Below are 26663 nucleotides of genomic sequence, written 5' to 3' on the forward strand. Positions count from 1 at the left end.
TGTGAATATCTTTCAGGCTTAACCCGTTTTTATGTTTATTTTTAAAACACAAATTAGTTTAATAGAACTTTTTGTAAAGATGTTACATTTTTATATTCAGTAAATTCTGAAATGGCTTCAGGTTGTTTTGCATCAGCTTCGCGTTTACCTAAAACTTGTGACACTAACACCAAGCCTTTTGGTTCCATAACGGAGCGGTGATAAAAATCAATAAGATCTTGCTTGGTGATTTTCTTCACTTGCTCAATTTTTTTTCTTAACGAATCAAACGTTAAACGGTTATTGCGATAATCAGGTAAATAACGGCTTAATTCTTCATCTAAAGTTTGCGGTGGCATAGTTAATTCATCAAGTACCGCTTTTTTATATTGGTTTATATCATCTTTAGATAATGCATGCAATTTACTTGATATTACAGGATAAAATTCTTTATAACGTTTAAATAAATAAGCTGGATCATACTGGTTACTTTGTACGATAAAGCTCATTCCTATGGAATCCCCTATTGTCATAGGAGCTGCAAATACCGCATAACCTAATTGTTCATTAGTACGTATTTGATCATAAAACCATGGGGATATGATTTTAGTCAAGGTATAACTCAACATCCCACCACTAATCCTATCATAGCCTGTTGGAATATACCCCATTATTAAAGCATTATCAGTACTCTTAGCTTGTTGAGTAATTTTGGCATCCAGTGAATTTTTGATATTAATATTTTCATTCGGTGTATATTCAACATCCCTTACTAACGTTTTTTGGATTGAGTGATAAAGATCTAAAGAGTCCTCGTTAGATAAATTGCCCAAACTAATCATGTATGGAACAGAGCGAGAAAGTAAGTTATCACGATAATTGACAATATCTTCAATGGTAATATTAGCAGTAATTTGGCGTCGCTCATCTCTTTCATAATAATGAGGTAACACCGATAACGCATTAATTGGTTGGACAGCTAGCCAGTAACTTTTCGCATGATCGGCATTATCAAGTTTTTGCAGATACCAAGATTTTGCTAAAGCTAAAGTTTGTTCATCAATTGTTACATTGCGATAACTATCAAGAATTGATGTAACCATTTTTGGTAAATGTTGGCTAAAACCACTTGCTGAGATCATTAAACCATTATCACTTTGAGTGGATAACGAAATCCCCGCTACCGCAGCTTGAAATTGTAAATTACTTAAACTTCGGTTTGCAATATAGTCAAGTAATTCAAATTCGACATCTGCTTTGGCTGAGTCGAAAGCTTGATTGTTACGCAATGAAACCACAATAGCAGCTTTAGGTTCATCTTTAAAATATTGACTAACAAAATGGATATGATTACCACGCTTACTAAGCTCGGTTGGTTGAGCTTGATCATAATTTTGTTTTGCTATTGAGAAATCATCTGGGATATAAGGATTTAATTCCGGCAACGTGAAAGTAAAACTTTTACCCAATGTTGACCAGCTGGCTTTTCGTTCGCTGGTGATATTTTCAATTTTATAAGGTGCTTCGACAAAATAAGCAGTTTTATCAGTAGTTTGATCTGGTGAAATCACCCAAACTCGAATATTATCAGGCGTTAAACTTTTTAAACGAGCAATTATTGCCGCTTTATCAAAATTCGTGGCAACATAATCGGAATTTAAAACGTTTTGCACTGGATATAACAACATTTGATCAGATAGCCATTCTACATAAGACATATCCCGTTCTACATCTTCATACTTAAATTGTAATGCTAAAACTTTTCTGAGTTCTTCATAATAGGCATCTGAAACACCTTGCTTTTGGATTAAATGTAAATAATTGAAAATAGCACCAATTACTTTATCTTTTTGAGCAAGACCTTCATCAGTTAAACTCACATTTATACTAAACGTACCACTATTACCGTAACGAATAGAATCATAAGTTGAGCTTATGCCTTCAATTAAACCTTGTTTTTTCAATTGGTCTGATAAAGTATTTTGACTGCTATTGCTGATCAAATAATTGATATATTCATCTGTTTTATCGGCAAATTTAGCTAAATTATTTTCCATTGGAAATTGTAAAAACAGCATTTTTTTGGGCTGGGCCGGCACCATAGCAATTTGTTTACTGAGTACATTTGGCGTTAATGCGGATTTATCCACTTTTGGAGCAGTAATATTTTTGTTCGGGATTTTGCCGAAGGTTGTTTCAGCTAATTTTGCCAATTTATTGATAGGTTGATTACTATAAATCACCCCTACCATAATATTGGATGAATAATAATCTTTATGAAAAGCCACTAAAGCATCTTGAAGTTTACTCGTTGGTTTATCACTTAATGTTTCTAAGTTACCACCTGCAAATTGTGCTGCTGGATGATCAGAATTAATGGTTTCTGCATTAACTTGCCTTATTCTAAAACCATCGGTTGATCTCGCCATAGTCATTTCAGCATTAACCGCATTGCGTTCTTTATCTGCAAAATTAGAATCTAATTTAGGTTCCGCTATCGCATCGGCTAAATAATCTATCGCAGTATCTAACGCACTGTTTTCAACTTCAAAATAAAAAGCGGTGCGATGCGCAGCAGTACTGGCATTATAACTTCCTGCATGGCGGTTTAAAAATTCGGAGAAACTTGAGGGTTCAGGGTACTTTTTCGATCCCATCAGTACCATATGTTCAGTGTAATGAGCTAATCCTTGCTGATCTTTGGGATCTTGCAGTGAACCTACTGGTAATGCTAAAGATCCTAACGATTTTGCCGCTTTAGGATCGGAAACCAACAGTACGCGCATCTGATTTGCCAATTCAATTACCTCATATTGGCGTTTATCGCGATCACTTTGTTGTATCTTTTCTAAAAGCACAGGGAAGGAAATTTTGTTTTCAATTGCAAAAGATGAATTAAAAATTAAAAATACTGATACTATAAAAAAAATAATTTTTATCTTATCCATATAATCTTCGCCTAACAAAAAAATAACATTATAGTCTTTTTTTAATGAATTAGGGAGAAAAACACAATGTTTGAATGTTAAAGTTTCTTTACAAAAAATGACCAGTGATAAATATCTTTTGTTGAAAAATCATACTATAATTCAGTTACTACCGTTGGATAAGTAATCTTAACAATTACACAGTCAGTTCTTTAATTTTATAAATTGTTTACAATTTTATGTCACAAAAATGATACGTCATTATCAGTATCAAAATTATTATCAGTCCAAATTAACATAATTATGTAGTAGCTCCAATTGATTTAAAGTAGTTTAGATTTTTATCGAAAATGCATTGATTCAAAAAGGAAGGGAGTACTTCGTTCAATTCTATTTCAAACACTCCCTATATTGATTTCATCTGTACTATGATTGGTTTATATAAAACTCCAAATGGTACTTATAACATGTTAAAGGAGCAATCGAATAATGGTTCATATCAATAAGAAAAAAAAAGAAGTTTCAAGTGAAACAAAAAACGAGACGTTTACCTCAATTTCCACCACACAAGAACAAAATTACAATATCGTTTCTTCTAGCTACGATAACAACGATGAAGTTAGATCAACCACTGCAACTGAAATATCTGATTCAATACAAAATGATAATACATCCTGTGATAATCAAACAATAACGACCCAATCTTTTGCCACCAATAATCCAAAAAGTACCAAAAAATCACTTAATCTTGGTATGTGGAACTGGGAAGCGCATACTTGGAATACTTCACCAAAACAATTTATAGCCAAAATAAAGTCAAAAGGGATAAATCAAATCTATCTTCAATTAGAAATTGAAAATAAAACAATAAAATATATAGATCAGTTAAACCAACTGCTCGATATAGCCTATAAAAATCGAATAAAAATCATTGCGATAGAAGGGTCACCCGATATGGTCATTGATTCAGGTTTAAAAAATGCCATTGAACGTAATAAAATAATCAAACAGTTTTGTTCTATGCGTAAAAATAAACCTAGTCTTGCTGGTATTCAATATGATATCGAACCTTATATATTAGATGAATACAATCAAGACGCCAATCATATTTGGAAACTTTGGATTAATGCCATAAAGATGCTCAGTCAATCATGGGGAGATAAAATTGAGGTCGTTATCCCTTTTTGGTTACTCTATATAGACAATGGTGAACAAACTGTAAAAAGCATTAAATCCTATACCTCAAAATATATTATTATGGCTTACCGTACCAATTACACTCAAATTTATAATATTAGTGCGGAATGGTTAACTTGGGGTGATAAAAACGAACAAAAAATTATTATTGCGCTTGAAAATGGTCTAATTGAGGATGAAGTTGATAAATTTAACATTTCAAGTAGGATTAATGACAAGATAGAAAAACTTGCATTCAATGATAACAATGTTATTTTACCCAATAAAGATAATTCAATTGGCGATAATGAAGTTCATACTTACTCTTCACACTTATCGCCAAGAACAGCAAATAATGAAATTAGTTTTATGGGGGATGAAAAAAGGTTATTTGAAACGGTACGTTTACTGCAAAATGACTTAACGCAATGGCGTTATTTTGACGGCATTGCTCTACATGGTCTTGCTTTATAACGATAAACGCCTTTTAAACAAAGCAAAAGAGCTGGCAAACCAGCTCTTTAACTATCGGTACATGTACTCATAAAAAATGATTAATGTTCACGTGTTTTTCTAAATTCAACGTCAGGATATCGCTCTTGGGTTAAATTCAGATTCACCATACTTGGCGCAATATAAGATAAGTTATCGCCGCCATCTAATGCTAAGTTTTGCTCGCATTTGCGTTTGAACTCTTCAAGTTTTTTCACATCACTGCACTCAACCCAACGCGCTGTAGTGACATTAACTGGCTCATAAATTGCCTCAACGTTATATTCCGATTTCAATCGAGCTACCACCACATCAAATTGAAGTACCCCAACCGCTCCAACAATTAAATCGTTGTTGGTGATTGGGCGAAATACTTGTACAGCCCCCTCTTCTGACAACTGAACTAACCCTTTTAATAGCTGTTTTTGCTTAAGAGGATCTTTTAAACGAATACGACGGAACAGTTCTGGTGCAAAATTAGGAATACCTGTAAATTTAAAATCTTCACCTTGGGTAAAAGTATCACCAATTTGAATTGTGCCATGATTGTGTAAACCAATAATATCGCCAGCGTAAGCTTCTTCAACTTGCTCCCGATCGCCAGCCATAAAGGTTAATGCATCAGAAATATTTACATCTTTAGCCAAACGAACATGACGCAACTTCATCCCTTTTTCGTATTTACCCGAAACAATGCGCATAAATGCCACACGGTCACGATGTTTTGGATCCATATTGGCTTGGATTTTAAATACAAAACCACTGAATTTCTCTTCTGATGATTCAACTTGACGTTTATCAGTTTGACGAGGTTGCGGGGTCGGAGCCCAAGCAGTTAAACCATCCAGCATATGATCGACGCCAAAATTGCCTAATGCAGTACCAAAAAACACTGGGGTTAAATCGCCTGATAAAAACGCTTCTAAATCAAATTCATTTGATGCACCTTGCACTAATTCTAATTCTTCACGCAGTTGTTGTGCTAAATCATCTCCCACAGCAGCATCTAAATCAGGATTTGTTAGACCTTTAATTATTCGCACTTCTTGAATGGTATGACCTTTGCCTGATTGATATAAGTACGTTTCGTCCTTAGCTAAATGATAAACACCTTTAAACAGCTTACCGCAACCAATTGGCCATGTGATAGGCGCACACATGATATTAAGCTCATTTTCAACTTCATCAAGCAACTCCATTGGATCACGAATATCACGGTCAAGTTTATTCATAAAGGTTAATATTGGTGTCGTACGCAAACGGGTAACTTCCATCAATTTGCGAGTACGATCTTCGACCCCTTTTGCCGCGTCAATAACCATTAAGCAACTATCTACTGCGGTTAAAGTACGGTAAGTATCTTCTGAGAAGTCTTCATGCCCAGGAGTATCGAGTAAGTTAACTAAACAATTGTTATAAGGAAACTGCATAACGGAAGTAGTGATCGAAATACCACGCTGTTTTTCCATCTCCATCCAGTCAGATTTGGCATGTTGGGCATTGGCGCCACGACCTTTAACGGTACCCGCTGTTTGAATCGCCTGTCCAAATAATAGTACTTTTTCAGTAATGGTTGTTTTACCAGCATCGGGATGCGAGATGATAGCAAAAGTGCGACGTGCATTCACTTCATCTAAATAAGCTTGTTCTGTCATAAAATTAACTGTTTTAATCTATACAAAATAATCGCGTATTTTAACAGGTATCTAACTGTTTTGCCATTGATGTTATAAACGATGCTATTTGCCTTATTTGTGTATCTATGCATAATGTTTACATTAAATATTGTTAGCTGTTATTTGTCTTTTTGACAAGAAGTTTCAGATTACACTAACGTTTCAGTATAAAAATGGAACTTGTTATGAATATCCGTGATCTAAAGTTGTATTTACATTTATGTGAAACTTGTCATTTTGGAATGACAGCCGATGCTATGCACGTAAGTCCATCAACGTTATCCAGACAGATCCAACGAATGGAAGAGCATTTTGGTCATACTCTATTTATTCGAGATAATCGCCAAGTACAAATTACATCGGAAGGTGAAAAAGTAAAGCGCTTTGCTCAACAAGTTGTGAATCTACATCAACAAGTTAGACAAGATTTAGATCAATCAGATCAGCAATTAGTCGGTGAACTTACCCTTTTTTGTTCGGTTACAGCTGCTTATAGCCATCTACCTGAAATACTGGATAGATTCCGTATTCATTATCCTCAGATTGAAATTAAGCTCTCTACAGGCGATGCGGCCGATGCCGTTGAGAAAGTACAATCAAACCTTGCTGATTTAGCCATTGCCGGTAAACCCAAACAATTACCAGCCGGCGTTGAATTCTTAAAATTTGGTGAAATTGAAATGGTACTATTAATACCAAAGCTTAACAGTTCATTTAGTGATAAACTTCATCAAAAACAGCCCGATTGGCATAATATCCCTTTTATTTTACCTGAGCATGGACCAAGCCGACACCGAATTGATCTTTGGTTTAAACAACAAAAAATAACCAGTCCAAAAATTTATGCCACTGTTGCTGGGCACGAAGCAATCGTTTCAATGGTCGCATTAGGATGTGGCGTAGCATTGTTACCTAAAGTAGTAATGGAAAACAGTCCTGAAAGAATCAGAGAGCGAATAACCGAATGGTCAACCAATTTAATGGAACCCTTTGATGTGGGCATCTGCGTGCAAAAAAGACGATTGTCCGAAAGGATCATCTCGGCATTTTGGACACTTTGTGTTCTTAATCTACCCAATAATCAAAAAAATAAAATATAATATTTATTCACCAAATAAAAAAATAGAGATAATTTTATTTAAACAACCAAATGCACACCTAGATAGCTCTACCTAAAATAATTTGGTTGTTAAGAAAGGAAATACTTGCAATGAGAATTAAAAATATAAAAATAAAAGCATTGGTATCGTTAATATGTGTTACGACCGTTATCATTTCTTTTGCAGCTCAAGCTAAAAATGATTCAAGATTAAGTATATCTCGTGAAGAGATGAATCTCATCCAGTATCCAACCGGGATAACAATTGAAAGTTCGACCTACTATGACGGAGATACCGATGACTTAGTAACAGCTGGGTTGGGATTTACGCCTTTATCAACACTCGTGATTAAACCAACCATTGCTGACCCTGCCAAACCAACCCCACAAGAACTTAGACAACTAAAATTGAATCGTTTTATTGATACCAAAACAGGAGAAGGGACATTTTTTGGTTTTCAAAGAAAAAATCTTACTCCTATGTTTGATGGCAAAATAGCTGGTACTGAAATATTAGCAACCTTTAAAAATAACGATGAGAGTGTGGGGTTATTAGTACAAATCCCATTGGATTTTGATAAAAATAAACCATGTATTGTTGCAGTACCATCAACTGATTCTGATGGGTTATTTAATGCATATGATGTACAAATTCGAGGATTATGGGGACTTCGTCATAACTGTGCTGTCGTTTATAATGATAAGGGTTTAGGGAATGGTATTTATGATATAACCAATCAACGTGGTTATGCGATCAATGGCAAGGTACAAACAGACAATTTACTGTTTAAACCAAAAATAGAAAATAGAGAACAATATGTAAAAACCTACCCTAATCGCTATGCAATAAAACAACTGCACTCAAAACAGAATTCTGAAGAACGTTGGGGAGAATTTGTTTTAAAATCCATTGAGTTTGCTTTTTACCAAATCAATACTCAATTTTCACCGACTAAAAAGGTCATATTTGATAAAGATAATACGTTAGTATTAGTTTATGGTGCAACTGATGGCGCAGGAGCCGCTTTAAAAGCAGGCGAGTTAGATAAAAATAATACGATAAAAGGTATTGTTGCAGTTAATCCACAAATTGCACCTTACTCAGAAACGATACCAGTAACGGTTAAACTCGGAAAAAAACCGCCGACAAAAATTGAGTATCGTTCAATAGCGGAATATAGCGCTTATGCATCATTATATATACCTTGCGCCGTTCCAGCGATTATTAATAATAATAAAGATATTAATTTACCTTTTGCTGATAATTATACCTATGCGCAAAATCGTTGTAATGCATTAAAAAAGGCACAATTATTAATTCATGGGACTCCAAAAGAAGCGCTTGAAAAATTGCATCAATATGGTTGGACACCCGAAATGGAGAGGCAACTTCCATATTTTTATTTTAAAGAAACAATAGGCTTACCTTATCAATATATTAGTGCCTATGGTCATTATGACATTATGGAAAAAATGTGTAATTATTCAGTTGCAAGCACCCAAAAAAATCCACTCCTTTATATAGGTAAAGTTGAACCTTTATCAGAAATAGATTTCCAGCAATTATGGGGATTGGCAAATGGACAACTTCCGATATGGTTAGGGGATGAATCAACCGTGTTGGCCCTTGTCAATGATGAAGATATATATTCACCAAGAAGAGATTTCTATTCAAGTTCCGATAATAAAGATGAAATTGACTACAACAGCAAAGGAGCAATTTGTTTATATAACAAATTAAAAGAGCCTCAAGTTGAGTTAGGTATGAAACAAGTTATCGCCTCAGCCAATTTAAATGGAATTAAAACATTTATCATCCATGGTCGTAATAATGTAAAACAACTACCGGATTATACTTCCCGCGCTTATGTGGCGTTAAACAGTCAAGTGGAAGGTAACAATTCACAATTACGTTATATTGAGGTAAAAAATAGTAGTTATTTAGAAGGAAAACCTCCATTTGATAATTCGCTCGTCTCAATTGATTATTATGGTGAGGATGCGATAGAGTGGTTGTGGGCTAATTTAACCAACAATGCAACGCTACCTGACAGCCAAGTTATTCATGCTAAGCCTCGTGCAGGAAAAATTGCATTTACACCTGATGCCACTGCCCAAAATTTAGTACCAATATTACAATCGCCTAACAGTAGCAATATCATCAAGAAAGAAAATGGCGAACTGATTATTCCTAATTAATCATTAAGAATTCATCTTTAACTATCGGGTTAAGTTTCTAAACTGACTTAATACCGGTAGTTAAAATATTTATAAAGTAAATTTAGATAAGAGCACTGCTGTGCGTATTTTAGGATATAAAATAGCAAATAATGCTTTTAACTCAGAATAATTTTGCCGAATATCGATGATGTTTTCTTTTAATAAAAAGAGTTTGGGTCTCCTTTTTGCCATACCATTTAATACCTTTTCAACAAAATCAATTGAGGCATAGTTTTCTAGCCACTCATTTTGCCACATAGCTTGCATAAAATTTTGATAATCAATAGGATATTGAGTAATAAAAGGTTGAATTTGCTGTTTGGTATATTGATTAAATTCGCTAACAGTTCCCATAACCCCAAAGGTCAACCACTGTTTTGATAAAAAGTGATCCCACACGATATCCAATGCAATTGACGCCACACGCCGATGTGTTTGGCGAAACAATAATTTCGCTTGTTTCACTTCAGGCAGATTATCGGTCATGCTATCGATTTTGCGATGTAGCATAATTCCATCAGCAATATCGTTAGGATAAGTTAAATAAGGATCACCTTTAACAAAATCCGCTACCGTATTGCCAATTAATGAACTACTAACTAGCGAAGCTAAATGTAGATGCGCTAAAATATTCATAAAATCAAGTATAATTGATTAGTCACGATGTTTAAACTCACCTTCAGCAAAACCCTCGCGCCAATAGCTCGTAATATGAATCGCTTCTGGTGCGAGCTGAGTATATTTATCTTTCAATGCTCGTCGTAATTGTTGAGCTAATGAACTTTCCATTCCGCCCCAAAACATAAGTTTATCCTGTTCGGCAAATTCAGTATTTATTACTACATCGACCAATTGATTAGGTTTTGTATTATTTTGGATTAACCAATTAACTTGCACATTTTCATTATCTGGTAGTGGCACAATATCTTTAGGATGATTAACCAGAATAAACGCATAAACTTTTTGTTTTTCAGGTAAATGTTCAAGCGTATAACAGATTGCTGGTGCAGCTGAAATATCCCCCATCAACACCAAACAATTATCTGTGAACGGCAGTTTACCAGCAGAACCGACCAAACCAATCTGATCACCAACTTTAGCGTGTCTTGACCAAACAGTCGCCAAACCACTTTCATGAATCGCAAAATCAATAAACAACTGATTAGTCACACTATCAAATTCACGTACACTATAACTGCGCGCCAATTGACGAACTTTATCACTTACCACAATCTTATTATCTTCGTCTAGTTTAGGAAATAAAATTTCACCTGTAATAGGCTCAGGAAAAAGCAATTTAACATGAGGACAAACCCACGCAGAATCAACATCAAACGGTTTATTACTACTAAACTGCACACGTATAAAGCTCGGTGAAATCTTCTCAACTTTTAATACTGTTAATAGCGCATTAACAATAAGTTTTTTGGATTTTTGGGGTTTATCTGTCATTAGTTAACTCCTTAAATTTTTTATGGATATTATTGCCTTTGGATGTTGGATTATCATACAGCAAAATATCAAAAAAAACGCTATTTTTTAGTCCAAAAATAAAACTCACTTGTTTCATTTAAATTTAATGGAACAGATTTCACCGATGCAAATAAAAATATTACTTAACCTAAAAAATAGCCGAGAAGATAAAATTAATATTTTAATGAACCAAATGCGCTACACCAATCTTGATCAAACTTAGCTACTGCCGCATCGACTGCGGGGTCAGAGATAAATAATTCGGCAACATCAACTGGCAAGGTAATGGCTTTACAACCCGCTAACATACAATCTAATGCTTGTCTTGGCGTTCTAAAACTTGCTGCTAACACCACTGATTCAGGGCAATGCAAATCAAGCAATTTTTGTAATTCTAAAACCGTTTCTTTGCTATTGCCACCTTGTGCATCAATACGATTCACATAGGGAGCTATATATTTTGCTCCAGCAAGTGCCGCCAAAAATCCTTGCCCAGCACCATAAACTGCTGTTCCTAACGTTGTAATTCCCTGTTGAGTTAACTCTTTAATAGCCATTAAACCTTGTGCATTAACGGGAATTTTAGTCACAATTGACGGTACGACCTCTCTAAGTTGTTCGGCTTCTTTAATCATTCCTTGCGCATCACTTGCCAGCACTTGTGCAAATAGCAACTTATCGGGACCTAACACATTTTGCAGTTCATCTAACAACTCAAAAATATTTTTACCTGACTTTGCCACAATACTTGGGTTGGTTGTTACCCCATTAATTGGTAACACGGGCGCTAAACGCTTAATTGCCGCAATATCGGCTGTATCTAAATATAATTCCATATTGAACCCTCTAACTTGGATAATTAATCTTTATATAAAAAAAGCAGTACATAAATAATAGTTTGATAATAAAGAATATTTAAGCAAAAACCTAGAAGACGAATCTGTCATTTACTGGATTTTTGTATGCTGTAAATAAAAATGAGAGTCTGATCACATAATCAGAAAATAAGAGAGTTAATTACTATAGGTATCGAAACAATGCTAAGTTTATATTTTTAAATGTCATTAATTGTAATGTTGTGTATATTTTCGATTAAATAGTGAAAACATTAACACTATAAAATAGAAATAAAACATGATAAATTGTGGTTTTATTTCATCTATAAAACTAATGGTAAAACAGCGATTGAATCAGGATAATTTTTCCATTATTAATCTAATAAATTGTTACTTTCCCCTACTATACACTTACTTTTTATCGCGCATCATGTGCTCAATCCAAATTATGCAGTTTAACCACTGGTTATATAAAAAATTTTGGCAAGTATAAATTAATTTAGTTGGAGCGTTTTTATGGATTTATCTATTGAACAAATACTGAGACAATTTACAAGCAAAATTAACAGTATCAATAAAATATATTTTGCCAATAATGCTCTACTCGCCCCTGTTCTTGCTTACCAAGTTAATTTTCCTCGTATAGAGATCATTATCAATGGTCAACAAGAAATATTATGGGCAAATGATAGAGGTGAACAAATCAGTAATACTTTGTATGCCAATGATATTCTCTATGTGACCTCTAATAGTTGGAATAAACCTTTGTGGCATAAACCTGTTACCATTTTGAGTATTTTATTTGGCAAACAACAAATTGGTCTGAGTTTATTACATTGGGATGGCACGCAGATAATTCCTAAAGGTCAACTCAATATTGCAAGACGTGGACCACGTGTTGGTGCCTTTATTATTCAAGCAATTGCAGAACTTACTTGGCATAATCAACCGTCAGAACAAAATCAAACCGCTTATTTTCTTATTCATAGCTTGCTGAGTAGTACGCTTGATTTGCTCAATGCCGATATTGAAACCTCCTCAAAAACCACCAGTTTATTTGAAGCGATTCGCCAGTATATTGATACGCATTTTCGGGAAGATGTGACCCGCGACTTTTTAGCGAAAATGTTCTATATCTCTCCTAATTACTTATCACATCTTTTCCAACGTGAAGGAAAGATTGGACTGAATGAATATTTGAATCAAATCCGTTTAGAATATGCCAAATCATTACTTAAAAACTATGATTTAAATGTAAAAGAGATCGCCCATGCTTCAGGCTTTAAAGACAGTAACTATTTTTGTCGAATTTTTAGAAAAAAAACTGAACGCTCACCAACCGAATACCGTCGACAATATCACAGTAAGTTATATAAAAAATAATGCGATTTTAGTAAAAATTAAACGCGATTATGTTGATAACCATAATATTTAATAAAGTCGCAATGATTATTAATGGTTTTAAATTTATCTTTCATTAAAAAAATTGGCAACAATGCTATACCTTGTCCTTTCTCGACAAGATTTAATATTTGGCTTAAAGAATCAACCGTAATAAGATTTTCGGATGGATAATTTAAAGCAAGTGTTTTGGCTCTTAATGGGCAATGTTCATCATTATTGATAAATATTGGCAAAAGATCGGACACCACAACTGATTGACTTTGTAAAAAAGCAATCGGTAAATTTTCGGTTTTTGTTAAAAGATAATCAGGATGTTTAAATTTTTCAAAAGTAATTACTTCATCATAATAATGATGATGAATTGCATTAGATATATCACTGGTTCGTTTAATAATAATTTCTGTGGATTCAAGGCAATATTTTTTCGTTTCAATAACCAGAAACTGAAATAAAAGTTCCGAAATTAATAATGTAGAATGTTTACCTTTAAAAGATTGTTTGAGTTGTGAAAACTGCTCTAACGTCTGCAAAGTAAATTGATAAAATTGTTCCCCCTTTTCGGTAGGTCTAACGCCATCAAAACCACGAATAAATAACGTTGCTCGCAATTCATGTTCAATCTTTTTTAAATGAGCTGTTATATTTGATTGTGTATAGCTCAACGCTTTAGCCGCTTTATTAAGACTTTTAAGATCATAAATCGTTTTAAAAATATGTAATCCTTTAAAATCCATTTTTGCTCAGTAACCTATCATTTTTTTTGATAACTCAATCATAAATTAGAATTATTCAAACCTCAATTAAGTTATTAAACTAACGATAAAATTAAAAGGAGGAAAAACAATGCAAGCTATGCAATATAAAATTCTTTTACCTGCCGATTATGATATGCAGATCATAAAAAATCGCGTCAACCAAAATGGTTATAAAATGGATGGCTTTGAAGATTTACTTTTTAAAGCTTATTTAATCTCAGAACAAGGCAATGACAATCTAACCAATAGTTATTGTCCGCTGTATGTTTGGTATCACACTAACGGCATGACTAAATTTATTTTTGATGGCTATTTTGACAATATAATTGACTCATTTGGCTGGCAAAATATTAATATTGGCATTACGACAAAAATTGAATTAGAAGATAACTTTTTTCTCAGTAAATATGTATTAGAAGAACATCACGCTATACCTGTGCAAGCTAAACTAAAAAATTTTAGTTTCAAAACAACTAAACACCAAGATCAGATAGGCAATGTCGTCATCTATAATCCTGACAAATGGCAATATACTTCGTATACTTTTTTCAAGAAAAAACCAGCTAGCCAACAAAAAAATATCTATCAAATTTTGTATCTAGCAAAAGGGATGATACCAGCGATTTATTGATAATTTTTTAGAGCTAATTTTATAGATTGATTTCGCCTTAAAGTACTTCAAAAATTTTAAGATTATATGCATTTTTAAATATATAACAGTTATATCATGTAAAAAATATTCAGGAGTCTATACCATTTCATTATAAACTCAAGGTTTATAATTAATGAGAAAAAAAACAAAAGTTCTTACTTGCGCACACATAAAAGGCCAACTTCAACAAAAAAGAAAATGATGTGCGCTTTAAGCATTAAAAAGCTAGCTAACCCAATATTTAGGTTAGCTAGTTACTGAATTATTTACATACAAAATTTTCAGGATTATTGGTATCACCGTTACCTGTATATATTGTTTGTTGAGGATATTGACATAAAGGTCGTTGCATGGTGACTTGACCATTTTTTATTTTTTTAGCTATTAGAGTCGTTGGTTCTCGCCCTTTCTCAACCCATTCAACTAATGATTCAAAGCCATCAATTTTATCTGGACCATCACCACCGCTACAATGATCAACACCCGGCGCTAAATAAAGTTTTGCAAAATTATTCACATTCTCACTACCACCCATGGTTTTCAATACATCGTTATAGTATTGAATTGATCCTTTTGGTGCTATCAAACGATCATCCAAACCATGCCAAATAATCATTTTTCCACCTAATTTTTTAAACTGACTTAAATCTGTATTATCAGTCCCCATTATTGGAGCAAACATTTTGACTGATTGATTAAAATACTCATCAAATCCTTTATATCCTAAACTTTTCCAATCAAAATTAGGATTTTGTTTAATCCAATACTTCAAATAATCAACTGGAAGAGGAAAAGGTCCTTCATTACTTGTTAATAAATCAAGTGGCGCGGTGGTTTCAATACTAAACCATAAAGGCTTTCCATTTTGATCTGTTGGACCTTGCCAAATTTTTCGTAATGTTCGAATCTCATCCTTATTAAGCCCTGCTTGGTTGAGTAATTCATCACTAATTTCTAATGTTGTTGGATCATTAATTATTCCATCTTTAATGCCATCTTGTTCATCTGCAAATTCAATGATCGCTTTTCTAACTTTATTTAGCTTATCGCTTCCGATAGGTTTACCTAACTCTTCTTGCATTACAACTTGAGGCCATATTTCTGCTGGTATAAATTTGTCCCAATAGATTGCGGGTGCTGCGATATATATACCATCATAATCAGCTGGGTACCTTTGAGCCTCCATTAATCCTTGCCGCCCACCCGTTGAACAACCATTCCAATATGAATAACTCAAAGGTACATAATAAAATGATTCAATAATTTGTTTAGTTTTTATCGTCATTTCATGTACACTGCGATGCGCAAAATCCGTTAACGAATCAATTTGAAATTTACCGTCTTTAAAAACAAATTTACCATCAAACAGATCCCCTTCATGTCCAGTATCGGTCGCCGCAGCAATATAACCATTTTTAACAGCTACGGCTAACTTATCAAATGGTATAAATCCTGCGTATCCACTACCACCAATGGATTGTAAACGTAGTATGCTTCTCTTTCTTGGTAACCATATTTCAACATTAATAGCTGGCTCTATAGTTAATTGGACTCGACAAATCGGGGGCAAATCAACGATTTCTTTAGCTTTCGCTCCTCGTAATGTATCTGCTAATTTGGACGGTGGCGTAAAATTTCCTTCAATTAACTCAATATTTACTATTTTTGCATTATCTAATTGCAATTCACTTAATCTTTCACAGTTCTCAACTGTATCAACCGGTATAGGTGAAGGTGGTGTGGCATGTGCAGATGCACCTAAACAACTCAAAACCGATAAAAACAATAAACTATATTTCATCATATCCCTATTCCTATCATTAAAAAATATCTTTTCTAACACTATTTATGATTAATATTATGCATTACCTGTATAAATAACAACATTAATAATAATTAAAATTTTTATCAGCAAATGTCACTCTGTCGTATTTTTTTACATTGGAATTTAATTTTAGAACAAGGTAATGACAATCTAACCAATAGTTATTGCCCGCTGTATATTTGGCATCATACTAACGGTATGAATAAATTTATTTTTGATGGCTATTTTGACAATATAATTGACTCATTTGGTTGGCAAAATATTAATATTGGCATTACGACAAAAATTGAATTAGAAGATAACTTTTTTCTCAGTAAATATGTATTAGAAGAACATCACGCTATACCTGTGCAAGCTCAACTGAAAAATTTTAATTTCCAAACAACTAAACACCAAGATCAAGTAGGCAATGTCGTCATCTATAATCCTGACAAATGGCAATATACTTCGTATACTTTTTTCAAGAAAAACTAGCTAGCGAACAAAAAAATATCTATCAAATTTTGTATCTAGCAAAAGGGATAGTACCAGCGATTTATTGAAAATTTTTTTAAACTAATTTTATAGATTGATTTTATTTTAAAATTTTTTAGGTTATATGCATTTTTAAATATATAACAGTTATATCATGTAAAAAATATTCAGGAGTCTATACCATTTCATTATAAACTCAAGGTCTATAATGAAAGAGAAAAAAAACAAAAGTTCTTACTTGCGCACATATAAAAGGCTAATTTCAACAAAAAAGAAAATGATGTGCGCTTTAAGCATTAAAAAGCTAGCTAACCCAATATTTAGGTTAGCTAGTTACTGAATTATTTACATACAAAATTTTCAGGGTTATTGGTATCACCGTTACCTGTATATATTGTTTGTTGAGGATATTGACATAAAGGTCTTTGCATGGTGACTTGACCATTTTTTATTTTTTTAGCTATTAGAGTCGTTGGCGTTTGTTTTTTCTCAACCCAATTAACTAATGTTTCAAAACCATTAATTTTATCTGGGCCATCACCACCATTACAATGATCAACACCAGGTGCTAAATAAAGTTTCGCAAAATTATCTACATTCTCTTTGCCGCCCATGGTTTTCAATACATCGTTATAGTATTGAATTGATCCTTTTGGTGCTATCAAACGATCATCCAAACCATGCCAAATAATCATTTTTCCACCTAATTTTTTAAACTGACTTAAATCTGTATCATCAGTTCCCATTATTGGAGCAAACATTTTGACTGATTGATTGAAATACTTTTCATAACCTTTATATCCTAAACTTTTCCAATCAAAATTAGGATCTTGTTTAATCCAATACTTCAAATAATCAAGTGGTATAGGAAAAGGTCCTTCATTACCCGCTAATACATCAAGTGGCGCGGATGGTTCAATACTAAACCATAAAGACTTTCCATTTTGATCTGTTGGACCTTGCCAGATTTTTCGTAATGTTCGAATCTCATCTTTGTTTAGGCCTGCTTGATTAAGTAGATCATCACTGATTTCTAATGTTGTTGGGTCATTAATTATTCCATCTTTAATGCCATCTTTTTCATCCGCAAATTCAATGATCACTTTTCTAACTTTATCTAGCTTATCGCTTCCAATAGGTCTACCTAACTCTTCTTGCATTACAACTTGCGGCCATAATTCTGCAGGTACAAATTTATCCCAATAGATTGCTGGTGCGGCAATATATAAACCATCATAATCAGTTGGGTACCATTGAGCTTCCATTAGTCCTTGCCGCCCACCTGTAGAACAACCATTCCAATATGAATAATCTGCAGCTTGACCGTAATATGATTCAATAACTTGTTTAGTTTTTATCGTCATTTCATGTACACTACGATGTGCAAAATCTCTTACCGAATCAGTTTGTAATTTGCCATCTTTAAAGACAAATTTACCATCAACCCAATTCCCTGCATGCCCAGTATCGGTCGCTGCTGTGACATAACCATTTTTAGCCGCTACAGCTAACTTATCAAATGGTATAAACCCTGCATACCCACCACCACCAATTGATTGTAAACGATGATTCCATTGGCTTGGCAACCATACTTCAACATTAATAGCAGGATCAATAGTTAATTCAACTCGGCAAATCTGTGGTAAACCAACGATTTCTTTTGCTTTCGCTCCCCGTAGAGTATCAGCTAATTTAGAAGGTGGCGTAAAATTTCCTTCAATTAACTCAGTATTTACGACTTTTGCATTATCTAATTTCAAATCACTTAATCTTTTGCAACTTTCGGCTGAATCCCACATTGATGGTGGTTTTGCGTAAGCAGAAGCGCCCAAACAACTTAAAACCGATAAAAACAATAAACTATATTTCATCATATCTCTATTCCTATCATCAAAAAATATCTTTTCTAAAACTATTTAGATTAATATTATGCATTACTTACATAAATAACAACATAAATAATAATTAATTTCTACCAGCAAATGTCACTCAGCCGTTTTTTTTTACTTTGAAATTTTAAGAAATAAAAAATGACAATGTCCATAAACGATAATTACCATCAAAACATAACATTGAATATCTAAATAATTGTAAAAATTTATAAATATTTCCGATGGTTGTAAATTGTAATGTGCTTTAATAGAATTGTAATAAAAATTTATTTGATAAGATGACTTGGAAAGAAAAAAAGTAAACTATTTCAATCTGACCATCATTTAAAGAAATAGATGACAGCCAGATCGGGCTTACATTAGTACGTATTATAATGTTCCATAAAAAATTTCCCAAAATTAAGGCTTAGGATGAAAATCATCAATTTGCTCTTTCCATTCGTTGTAATCCCAAACAATAATCTTGGTTTTTAACTCAGCTAACTCATTTTGAGCGGCTTGTTTTTGTGCTGGGGTAAGAATTTGTTCTAAACGAGTTTGAATTTCCTTATTATATTCCCAAACTGGGGGAAGCTGATAATAATCCCATGCTAAATTATTATCGATTTCAATAATTTTTTGTTTTGCATAATCATTTAGTCGTGACCATGCATAGGCTTTTACTGGATCTTGCTCACGCCCTAAACCATATAGAAAGGCTTCAGTCACCCTTAATATACCAATAATTGAGCTGTGCTCAGCCATTATTTCGGCATAATCGATTGCCAGTTTTAAATCTTCTGGTGTTAATGATTTACGATATTCGGTTAATTTACTAATTTTTTTAAATTCTTTATCTTTATAATGATAGCCTTGTTGAAACAGCATTCGTGCTGTTAAATCCTCATAACAGTGATAACCTCCCTCCATAGCATAATTGAAATATTTAATACTCTCTTCTAATTGTTCATTAGAGCATGGAATATATTTCTCATTATTATCACTTTCACACGGACTAAATCTCCATCCCTTTTGGAAAGCAAATTTTGGATATTTTAAATCAGCAAATTTATCCCATAAATAACTAAGCATTTTACGATCTTTAAATACTACTGGTTCAACTAGCGGTTTGCTGGTATTATCAACCAACTGATCGCGATATTTTTTCATAAATTCAGTAAATGACATCTTACCTTCTTTTTTGCCATTTTCATCATATTCGTCATGCCAAAGAAGAAGATCATAATAATAGGGCATTGCATTTTTATCCCACTGCCAAGCATGTTTAATAAGTTTTACTAACTCATCAGGATCTCTGACAGCATAATATAGTTGATTGTCGAATGCTCGACGATATAGCTCTTTAGCCTCTTCTATACGTAATAATTGGTTTTCAGGAATGGTTGAACGGTAAATAGTGTAGTCCATGCTTATATTGTCCTGCTGAATTGAGTTATTATCTGAATTTATTGAATTATAAAAATGAAAAAGTAAAATACTGACAATAAAAAAAATACCTATAGCTATCGTTTTTTTTTGTATCCTCTTTGTTATTTTGGAAGAGTCATTCATTAGATATACTCCATATCATTGCGATTAAAAACGTCAACTTCTACAATGCGTTTTTCTAATACACCTCTATTAAATACTCGACAGGGAAGAATTTGATTTTTTGGTTCTAATTTTTTCATTTCTTCGTAAATAGGATAAGGTTTTTTAATAGCTTCTTCATACTCTTTTTTATTTTTCATCATTTTTGATTCTGTTTTACCATACAATAAAGCATATCCCCACAAAACTCGATCTATTCCGCTACCAGAATAATATCTATTAGTAAAGCGATTGCATCGGTATTTAAATCTTTGTGCATCTTCTTCTGCGGTTGTTTTTAGTTCAGGTGCAAAAGAATAATTATATCTATCACTTAATGATGAATAACGGTGAATTTTCAACACATCAATAGCAAAATTAGCATAAATAGTTTGTCCTAAGCAACGAGTGTTTTGTTGCTTAGAGATTATATTAGCTAAACAAATTTTTGCATTAATCAGCGTTTGATCGTGGGAATCTTCATATGCTCCACCTCGACAAGAGTGTAAAACAAAAATGCCTTTATCCGGATGCCAAGGTAAGCGTGCCATATTATCGCTTTTATTAAAAAAAATTTTATTATTCGCTCCTTCTATTCCTCCTTCTGGTTTTAAATAAAGCGAATCGTTTCCCCCATGACCAAAATAATGAATTTGCCATAGTGCATATTTATTAGCTGTTTCAGGGTTGGTTAGCTCTTTATATAATTTAGCCCATTCTGCTTTAAAATGAGAAGGCCATTTAAACCCTTTTATAATTCGAATTTCGGCATTTGGATATTTTTTTTCTAATCGTTCTTTTTTAAATTGAACAGCACATGAGAAACCTATATCTCCACTACCATCTCTATTAACCCCATATGCAAATAATACAAATAATGGTTTGGGCGGTTTTTTTACTATAACTTGTTTAACGGCAACATTACCATTATTAATTTTAGTTGTTTGTGCTGCATGTGTTGTACTTATTTTAGTTTTATCCGGCATAATTTTATCTTACCTTTAAATAAACTCTAATGTTATTGTTTCATTTTCATTTTGTGTATAAAATGCTTTTGTATATCCTTTTTTATCAGTTTGACCTTGCACCTTTCTGCCATCTGGCAATGTTGCAATATAAGTTTCATTAGCATAAATTCTTCCTGTTTCATCTTTACATATGAATTTAATTGCATAATCACCTATAAGATCAGGTAATGCTAATGAATCAACTTGCATCGCTGCTGGACTCATTTTCTGCAATGCATTACTTTTTATATAAACATTATCAGCGGTGCCCAGTTCAATCCCTGCACTGCTGATTTTGATATATGAACCGCCACACATTAACGTCAGCTCTTTACTTGCAGTAATCGTCAGCTCACCATCGACACTGTCTATTTTAATATCTTGCTTAGCAGCCATATTCAGGTTGGCATTTTGCGCCTGCACCTCAACATCACCTTGGTTGGCAAAGACTTTCATTCCCGACTTATGGGCAAATAGACCGATGGATTCACCGGATGAGACAGTAATGTTTTTTAACGCATTAATGTCAGTTTGGTTTTCACTGGTCACCGATACACTGTTTGACGTTGACAGTTGAATGTTTTCCGGACTGGTTAAAGCAATGCCCTCTTGTGCATAAGCAATAATGCCACTTTGGGCTAATTGGGTTAATGTCGCTTTAAGTTGCTCCTGACTGTCAGTGTCTGCGCCATGGGCTTCAGATGAGGTTGCTGCATTTTGCAGTGCTTTAGCAATTGATAACGCATTTTCAAGCTGGGTAATGGCACCTTGCATATCAAGCTGTTTACCCTGTGCCTTAGGCTCGGTCTGACTGGTCAGGTATAAACCTTTATTGGCAGCAATCGCTCCCCACTCATCGGTGCGCAGTTCAAATCCCTCACCACGCTGCTCTTTGTTTTGGTCAACTAAATGCCCAATATTAAGCTGGGTTTTACCATATTCGGTCGCTAACTTGATGTGCTCTTGTCCGCGTTTATCATCCATCCGCAGTTTGTTGTTAGCAGGGGTACGAATTACATTTCGGTGTTTGTTTATGGTGGTCACATGGTCAGGGTGGCCACTGTCATGCATCGCATGCGCGATATAAGGTCGGTCCGGATTACCGTTAGTAAACGCAACCGCAACTTCTGTGCCGTCAATCAGTGGAAAGTGAAAACCATAGGTACTGCCCGCATACGGTTTAGCCAGTCTTAACCATAAGCTCTCTTCACCGTTTCGCCACTCTTTTAAATCAAAGTTAAATTTAACCCGATAGCGCCCTTGTGTATCAATATAACCATAGGTGTCATTATTCGGACTGGTTACCCTTGCCGGTAAAGTGCCGTCAATAGTCGGAAAAGGAATCGGCTCCGGGCGGTAAGGTTTTAATGGCTGGTAAGGTATGGCGGTAAAAATCAGTTCATAAGCCTCACTGCGGTTTCCTTGTCCTTGCACCGTTAATATCATTACCCCCTCATCTATTCCGGCAATCGCACTGCCTTTGATGCGGATATGTTGTCCCGGGGCTAAATTGGCCTGATTGCTTTTACCCCGGATAACAATTTGACGGCTAATGGCGTGTTCATGGCGAATGCGGGCATACCATTCTCCACTTTCAACACTATTACTCGTGTTAGCTTGATTACGGTTAGTATCACTGCTGTTGTTATTGTTATTATTAGTGTTAGTTTTATCGCTATTATTGTCGTTGTCATTACTATTGCCGTTACTGCCTTGACTGTCGTCGGTATCGATATCACCACTGTTTTCATTATCATCGTCACCATTGCTATTTAACCCTTTATAGTGCTCATCATAACGGTAATCGGTACCATAAGTGGTGTTATCTTTCTGTTGGCTGTTAACCTCACCCAGTAAATTCGCCTCTGCATCGCGGTAGTTATAATCCTGTACTTGTACCGAAGATTCCACCATCTGACTGTGTAAGGTTATATCCCAGACACTTTCAACGCTGTTATCCAGTGTGCCACTTGGTTGTTTGTACACAATATCAGCCACCTGCTGATAACCTTGCTCATAATCACTGATGACCATTACATCACAGTTGTGTTCACCATGCGTTTCAAATCGGAAATAGACCCCCACATCAGCAAGCAGTCTTTGAATAAACTCAAGGTCACTCTCCTGCCACTGGGTGATAAACTCACGCTCTGGGTATTGCTCTTTAAGCGCTAAACGATAATCAATCCCTGTATAACCATGACCACGTAAGACCTCTTCAACCACACTGATAACGCTTTGATTTTGAAAAATAGCACAGTTATGACTTAATGCCAGTTTGGCTAATTGCGAGGATAAAACAACCTGATAACGGGCTTCATCGTTACTGACTGATAATTGACTGAACTGGGTTATCACACCATAAAGAGTGCGTGAGCCGCCTTGAGATAATAGTGAATTTAACGGATTAAGCGGATTAAATTGGGTTAAAGAATTAAGCGAATCGAGTGGATTAGATTGTTTAAGGTTATCTAACTGCTTTAATGGCTCAGAGTGTTTTAATGCATCTAATGGATTAGCAGAGGTTAAGGAATTAAGTGCATTAAGTCCTTTGGCGGTAAAATCGCTTAAACTGCCAGAATTAGCAGGATTAAAACTCAAACGGGCATTTTGGTTAAGAAATGACTCAACAGAAAGTTGTTTATCCGAGCTGGTGAAAGTAATCGTGTAATGCCAAGGCTGATTTAGTTGTTCATTACCCTCGACTTGTAAGATTGAAACCTCAGCAGGCAAACCATCAATATTTAACGTATAGCGATTGTGACCGACTCCATTAACCAAACCATTCTTTAAACCACGACTTAAACCATTCCCCAACTGACTAATCAGATTGGTTAATCCTTTATCCATGTTATCCTCTATAATTTCATGTGCACTGCAAATTCTACAGTGCTTTATTTAACCATTTATTATTAATATAAATTAAAAATTATAATTATTATAAGTAGTGTATAAAATAACTTATTTTAGATCAAATATCAATCATAAAATAGCTATCAATCATACTGTTACAAATTGTAACCCTAACACTTATGAGTAAGAACTGATTGATTATTAAATAAAAATTAGACTTTTTATTTGCCTCATTTTACATAATTAGATATTTTGCTATAATTAGTTACTGATTTTAATTAAAGGAACAGTTTTGTCGATATTAAGTTATATTAGAATGCATCAACAAAACATCATTTTTTGCTTTTTTATTGCCCTCTTTTATCTTTGCTTAAATTTTCATCAATAAAATTAACTGAGTAACACATTGTAAATGTGTCGTTTGAATTGTATTCATCTTGTTGCACTATTTCTTTTCATTTATGACATGAAAACAGGCGGTATTTTATGAAGAAAACGATAAAACCGAAAAATCACCCATTAAATATAAATGACATAACAATTATTGATGATAGCAAATTAAAAAAAGCCATTATTGCAGCAGCACTTGGTAACGCAATGGAATGGTTTGATTTTGGCGTATATGGCTTTTTAGCTTATGTATTAGGGCAAGTATTCTTCCCTAATGCTTCACCCAATGTACAAGTAGTTGCTGCATTGGCAACTTTCTCGGTGCCTTTTTTAGTTCGACCATTAGGTGGATTAGTGTTTGGTATATTAGGCGATAAATTTGGTCGCCAAAAAGTACTTTCTGTCACCATCATTATCATGTCATTAAGTACATTTTGTATTGGTCTAATTCCTTCCTATGCATCAATTGGCATTACTGCCCCTGTACTATTATTGTTGGCTAAATTAGCGCAAGGCTTTTCGATTGGTGGTGAATATTCTGGCGCAGCAATTTTTGTGGCCGAATACTCGCCAGACCGTAAACGTGGTTTTATGGGAAGTTGGTTAGACTTTGGCTCCATTGCGGGTTTTCTAGTGGGTGCGGGCTTAGTCGTGCTATTATCAACTATCCTTGGTGATACTAAATTCCAACAGTGGGGATGGCGAATTCCATTCTTATTTGCTTTACCATTAGGACTTGTTGGTCTTTATTTACGTCATGCATTAGAAGAGACCCCTGCATTTGTACAACATACTGATTCAATGGATAAAAATGAACAAGCCAATATCGCAAATCCACCTAAAATGACTTTCAAAGAAATCATAACCAAGTATTGGAAAAGTTTATTTGTTTGTGTTGGATTGGTCATTGTCACTAATGTTACCTATTACATGCTACTGACCTATATGCCGAGTTACTTATCACACAATTTAAATTATCATACTGATCATGGTGTATTAATTATTATTGCTATCATGATTGGCATGTTATTTGTGCAACCTATGATAGGGTTGATTAGTGATAAAATAGGACGTAGACCCTTTATAATAGGAGGAAGTTTAGGATTATTTATTCTTTCCTATCCTGCCTTTGTAATGATTAATAGTGATGTTATTGGCCTTATTTTTTTAGGATTATTGATATTAGCAGTTTTGCTAAACTGTTTTACAGGAGTAATGGCATCAATATTACCGGCTATTTTTCCAACCCACATCCGTTACAGTGCATTGGCTATCTCGTTTAATATTTCAGTGTTAATTGCTGGTGCAACACCAACCGTTGCCGCTTGGTTAGTAGAGGAAACTAATAACTTATACATGCCAGCTTACTACTTGATGATTGTTGCATTAGTAGGATTATTTACCGGTATAAAAATGAGAGAAACCGCCAATCAGCCACTAAGAGGTGCAACACCTGCTGCATCAGATCGTTCAGAAGCAAAGGAGATCTTATCGGATCACTTTGATTCCATCGAGCAAAAAGTGGAAGATATCGACGAACAGATAGAAAATCTACAAGAACAACGTCAAGATTTAGTTGATCAACATCCGAAATTAGATTGAGTTTTTGCTTAATCTTGTTTTAATTCTTTTTTTATTATATAGATATTTCTCATAATTAAGGCTTTTATTACAAAAGCCTTAATAAGCTAAAACAAACAATCTGTAAAAAATATTCAGGAGTCTATACCGTTTCATTTTATTTTTAGCCACAATTCATATTAGAGACAAGAATTATGTTATTACACAAACTTTGTCTTTATAAATCAAATCGTTCCAATTGTGTTAAATTTGATGAATAAACGTTATGGAGCTTCCATAAACTATCTATACTCGAAAATAAATCAAAATTCATATAAAAAAACGCAAGTCCTAACAAAAATAGAGTACACAGTATTAAATAGGTAAATATTTTTATTTATTTA

General features: G+C 34.1%; 18 protein-coding genes. 7 read left to right on the top strand and 11 right to left on the bottom strand.

Going from position 1 to position 26663, the window contains the following annotated elements; genetic code table 11:
- Positions 1-53 precede the first annotated feature (53 nt).
- The gene (gene ptrA, locus A9G17_RS02620; RefSeq protein ID WP_065737370.1) at positions 54-2927 is read right to left on the bottom strand and encodes a pitrilysin; all 2874 of its coding nucleotides are present in this window, start codon (positions 2925-2927) and stop codon (positions 54-56) included.
- Between the two features lie 468 nt (positions 2928-3395).
- On the opposite strand from ptrA, the gene A9G17_RS02625 reads away from it, so the two are divergent.
- The gene (locus tag A9G17_RS02625; RefSeq protein ID WP_065737371.1) at positions 3396-4556 is read left to right on the top strand and encodes a hypothetical protein; all 1161 of its coding nucleotides are present in this window, start codon (positions 3396-3398) and stop codon (positions 4554-4556) included.
- An 80-nt stretch (positions 4557-4636) separates the two neighbouring features.
- Here A9G17_RS02625 and prfC read toward each other — a convergent pair whose 3' ends face one another.
- Positions 4637-6229, bottom strand: coding sequence for a peptide chain release factor 3 (gene prfC, locus A9G17_RS02630; RefSeq protein WP_065737372.1), 1593 nt, complete (start codon positions 6227-6229; stop codon positions 4637-4639).
- 206 nt (positions 6230-6435) lie between these two features.
- On the opposite strand from prfC, the gene ilvY reads away from it, so the two are divergent.
- Positions 6436-7350, top strand: a complete 915-nt coding sequence (ilvY, locus tag A9G17_RS02635) for an HTH-type transcriptional activator IlvY (protein WP_065737373.1) — start codon at positions 6436-6438, stop codon at positions 7348-7350.
- A gap of 110 nt (positions 7351-7460) precedes the next feature.
- Positions 7461-9548, top strand: coding sequence for a 3-hydroxybutyrate oligomer hydrolase family protein (locus A9G17_RS02640; RefSeq protein WP_065737374.1), 2088 nt, complete (start codon positions 7461-7463; stop codon positions 9546-9548).
- 69 nt (positions 9549-9617) lie between these two features.
- Here the strand turns inward: A9G17_RS02640 and A9G17_RS02645 are convergent, their stop codons facing one another.
- From A9G17_RS02645 to fsa, 3 genes are all read right to left on the bottom strand, one after another.
- Positions 9618-10205, bottom strand: coding sequence for an acyl carrier protein phosphodiesterase (locus A9G17_RS02645; RefSeq protein WP_065737375.1), 588 nt, complete (start codon positions 10203-10205; stop codon positions 9618-9620).
- Positions 10206-10223: 18 nt separating this feature from the next.
- On the bottom strand, positions 10224-11021 hold the full coding sequence (locus A9G17_RS02650; RefSeq protein WP_065737376.1) for a siderophore-interacting protein: 798 nt from the start codon (positions 11019-11021) through the stop codon (positions 10224-10226).
- A gap of 194 nt (positions 11022-11215) precedes the next feature.
- The gene (fsa, locus tag A9G17_RS02655; protein ID WP_065737377.1) at positions 11216-11878 is read right to left on the bottom strand and encodes a fructose-6-phosphate aldolase; all 663 of its coding nucleotides are present in this window, start codon (positions 11876-11878) and stop codon (positions 11216-11218) included.
- Between the two features lie 516 nt (positions 11879-12394).
- Between fsa and A9G17_RS02660 the strand changes: the two genes are divergently transcribed.
- Positions 12395-13261, top strand: a complete 867-nt coding sequence (locus A9G17_RS02660) for a helix-turn-helix transcriptional regulator (RefSeq protein WP_065737378.1) — start codon at positions 12395-12397, stop codon at positions 13259-13261.
- Positions 13262-13278: 17 nt separating this feature from the next.
- Here the strand turns inward: A9G17_RS02660 and A9G17_RS02665 are convergent, their stop codons facing one another.
- Positions 13279-14016, bottom strand: coding sequence for a LysR family transcriptional regulator (locus A9G17_RS02665; RefSeq protein ID WP_065737379.1), 738 nt, complete (start codon positions 14014-14016; stop codon positions 13279-13281).
- A 109-nt stretch (positions 14017-14125) separates the two neighbouring features.
- On the opposite strand from A9G17_RS02665, the gene A9G17_RS02670 reads away from it, so the two are divergent.
- Positions 14126-14668 carry a DUF4865 family protein gene (locus A9G17_RS02670; protein ID WP_065737380.1) on the top strand — a complete coding sequence of 181 codons (543 nt, stop codon included), beginning with the start codon at positions 14126-14128 and terminating at the stop codon, positions 14666-14668.
- A 283-nt stretch (positions 14669-14951) separates the two neighbouring features.
- Here A9G17_RS02670 and A9G17_RS02675 read toward each other — a convergent pair whose 3' ends face one another.
- On the bottom strand, positions 14952-16493 hold the full coding sequence (locus A9G17_RS02675) for a tannase/feruloyl esterase family alpha/beta hydrolase (RefSeq protein WP_065737381.1): 1542 nt from the start codon (positions 16491-16493) through the stop codon (positions 14952-14954).
- Positions 16494-16604: 111 nt separating this feature from the next.
- Between A9G17_RS02675 and A9G17_RS02680 the strand changes: the two genes are divergently transcribed.
- Positions 16605-16988 (top strand): DUF4865 family protein, encoded by a 384-nt coding sequence (locus A9G17_RS02680; protein WP_065737382.1) that lies wholly within the window; start codon positions 16605-16607, stop codon positions 16986-16988.
- A 341-nt stretch (positions 16989-17329) separates the two neighbouring features.
- Here A9G17_RS02680 and A9G17_RS02685 read toward each other — a convergent pair whose 3' ends face one another.
- From A9G17_RS02685 to A9G17_RS02700, 4 genes are all read right to left on the bottom strand, one after another.
- Complete coding sequence (locus tag A9G17_RS02685) at positions 17330-18862, bottom strand: tannase/feruloyl esterase family alpha/beta hydrolase (RefSeq protein ID WP_065737383.1); 1533 nt, start codon at positions 18860-18862, stop codon at positions 17330-17332.
- A gap of 417 nt (positions 18863-19279) precedes the next feature.
- A complete protein-coding gene (locus A9G17_RS02690; RefSeq protein ID WP_141677549.1) occupies positions 19280-20287 on the bottom strand; it encodes a hypothetical protein in 1008 nt (335 codons plus the stop codon).
- A 143-nt stretch (positions 20288-20430) separates the two neighbouring features.
- On the bottom strand, positions 20431-21435 hold the full coding sequence (locus tag A9G17_RS02695; RefSeq protein WP_065737385.1) for a hypothetical protein: 1005 nt from the start codon (positions 21433-21435) through the stop codon (positions 20431-20433).
- 15 nt (positions 21436-21450) lie between these two features.
- Positions 21451-24306, bottom strand: a complete 2856-nt coding sequence (locus A9G17_RS02700) for a type VI secretion system Vgr family protein (protein WP_065737386.1) — start codon at positions 24304-24306, stop codon at positions 21451-21453.
- Between the two features lie 489 nt (positions 24307-24795).
- Between A9G17_RS02700 and proP the strand changes: the two genes are divergently transcribed.
- Positions 24796-26301 carry a glycine betaine/L-proline transporter ProP gene (gene proP / locus A9G17_RS02705; protein ID WP_065737387.1) on the top strand — a complete coding sequence of 502 codons (1506 nt, stop codon included), beginning with the start codon at positions 24796-24798 and terminating at the stop codon, positions 26299-26301.
- Positions 26302-26663: the final 362 nt, after the last annotated feature.

It is taken from the genome of Gilliamella sp. wkB7 (assembly GCF_001693435.1).
Lineage (GTDB): Bacteria > Pseudomonadota > Gammaproteobacteria > Enterobacterales > Orbaceae > Gilliamella > Gilliamella apicola_N.